Raw genomic sequence first — 1,553 nt, forward strand, 5'->3', positions numbered from 1 at the left:
GGCCGAGCGTGGGTCGTGGTCGATGGCGTCTTGGGTGGGTGCGCCGTCCACACAGGGGGTGTCGTCGTGGGGGTTGCACATGCCGGGCGCGGCGAGTTTGGCTAGGACGGTTTCCAGGGTGGCGCGGGCTTCGGGGGTGAGCCAGCCGCGCAGCGCCGACATGCCGTCGGCTTGCTGGTTGCCCAGGGTCAGACCGCGTTGGCGGGCCCGGTCGTCGTCGGTGTAGGTGCCGTCGGGGTTGAGGCAGTCGGCCAGGGTGCGGGCCAGCCCGGCGAGTTGTTCGGGGCGAAACCGGCTGCCTTCGGTGGCCAGCCGCGCTTCGGCCTGTTCGCGGGTGGGCATGTCGATCCAGCCGGGTAGCTGGTGGTAGAACTTGCGGATCACCGCGACCTGGCCCGCACCCAGGGCGCCCCGGCGTTGTCCGGCGGCGGTGGCGGGCAGCATCGGGCCCAGCGGTTCGCCGGTCAGGCCGTGGCGTGGGCCCAGATCGCGTGCCTCGTTGAGGCGGCGGGCGGCTTCGGCGCGGCTGATCAGCGTCGCCTCGGCGATGGCGTGGACCACCGTGGCGCCGAGTTCGACCGAGGGTGCTTGGCGGGCCAGGGAATTGATCACCGGGTGTTCGACGGCTGGGATGCGCCGGCGCTGCTTTTCGCAGCGCGCCAACACCGCCAACTGCTGCCGGGGCTTCAGCGCGTCGACGTTCAGCGCGCACACCCGATCCCAGGCGGCATCGAGCGCATCGAACGCCGCCTCGACATCCTGCTCCTCACTCACACCGCCAAACTAGCGAGGACCACCGACAAAACGTCCCGCTTTGTGACCACTGAAACCAAAGTGGCACAAGTTATTTCAGCCGCTAACCCCACGATCGACTGGTGGTCAGTACATCGACACCGCTCTCGGTGATGTGCACGGTGTCCCGGCGGTACACCGCGCCGAGGCCCTCTCGCCACACATATCCGGTGATCGCCAACACCATCCCCGCCTCGAGCACGTCGTGTTCGCCCGCGGCCAGCAGCGTTTCGGACACCACGGGCGGATCGAACCCCAACCCCAGCCCGTGCGCGACCGGCATCGGCGGCACCGGCTCACCGGCCGTCGCGTAGGCGGCGAGCAGGTCGCGGGTGGACGCGCCGGGGCGGCATGCGGCAACCATCTTGTCGTACAACACATGCGAGCGCTCGAAGAGCGTGCGGACCTCGTCGGTGACGGTATCGCCGGCCGGCCGGGTCCGCCCCACCTCGGCGACATAGCCGTTCGCCAGTGCGCCCGCGGCGAACGCGACGAGGTCGCCCGGCCGGACCTCGGACGCGGCGGCGCGACGCCACGGTTGTTCGCGCGACGTCACCCACGCGGCGTCCTGGGTCGCCGGCGTGCTCACCCCGCCCGCGGCCATCGCCTCCATCATCACCCCAGCCAGCGTCCGCTCCGACACGCCCGGCGCCAATTCGCTGAGCGCGGTTGTCAGTCCGTGTTCGGCGACCCGGACGGCCTGGCCCATCGCCGCGATTTCGTCCGGCGTCTTGATGCGTCGCGCCGCCCGCATGGCGGGC

Annotated in this window: 2 protein-coding genes; both read right to left on the minus strand. The window is 71.0% G+C overall.

The genetic code is table 11. From position 1 onward, the window contains the following. Nucleotides 1-774: DUF222 domain-containing protein (locus A5646_RS15765; protein WP_156765613.1), on the minus strand; the 774-nt coding region annotated here is incomplete at its 3' end. 82 nt (nucleotides 775-856) lie between these two features. Next, nucleotides 857-1,553: Xaa-Pro peptidase family protein (locus tag A5646_RS15770; protein ID WP_156765614.1), on the minus strand; the 697-nt coding region annotated here is incomplete at its 5' end.

This window comes from Mycobacterium sp. 1245499.0 (assembly GCF_001673615.1).
Classification (GTDB): Bacteria; Actinomycetota; Actinomycetes; order Mycobacteriales; family Mycobacteriaceae; genus Mycobacterium; species Mycobacterium europaeum_A.